This is a genomic window from Oceanobacillus damuensis (assembly GCF_001618145.1).
Taxonomy (GTDB): domain Bacteria; phylum Bacillota; class Bacilli; order Bacillales; family Amphibacillaceae; genus Oceanobacillus; species Oceanobacillus damuensis.
In genome coordinates this window covers 1-517 of the sequence record NZ_LQNF01000074.1, presented here as the reverse complement: position 1 = coordinate 517, position 517 = coordinate 1, and the positions used below count along the sequence as shown (strand labels likewise).

At 43.9% G+C, this 517-nt stretch carries 2 tRNA genes; both read right to left on the bottom strand.

Going from position 1 to position 517, the window contains the following annotated elements:
- Positions 1–221: 221 nt before the first annotated feature.
- Positions 222–294: transfer RNA gene (locus A4245_RS19450), tRNA-Ala, on the bottom strand.
- Between the two features lie 17 nt (positions 295–311).
- Positions 312–388, bottom strand: a tRNA-Ile gene (locus A4245_RS19445).
- Between the last annotated feature and the right edge of the window lie 129 nt (positions 389–517).

Here is a 517-nt window from a genome sequence, read left to right as displayed (position 1 = left end):
CTTAACTAAGTTACAGTAAATAAGCGTACTAATTTATTAGCCTTGCTTTATTTCTAATCCAGCTTCAGCTCCTAGAAACTACCGTCATAAGCAATTGACATTCCAAACGCTAAACCTCAGCGTTTTCCAGTCCCTTGCTTATGCGTCCGTTTCTGAACAGTCGCTTCAGCCTTTTATTTGATGTCGTTGATTACTCTTATTTAGTTTTCAAGGTACAAAAATGGAGCCTAGCGGGATCGAACCGCTGACCTCCTGCGTGCAAGGCAGGCGCTCTCCCAGCTGAGCTAAGGCCCCGTATTCAGTTTAATAGATGGTGGGCCTGAGTGGACTCGAACCACCGACCTCACGCTTATCAGGCGTGCGCTCTAACCAGCTGAGCTACAGGCCCATCTATTTTAAACTATTATTGTTAGGAGAAATTAATCTCTCAAAACTGAACCAAACAACCAAGTATGTTCTAACTATTCCAAAGAATAGCGTTCCGTAATATCCAGCTTCAGCTCCTAGAGTCTACCGT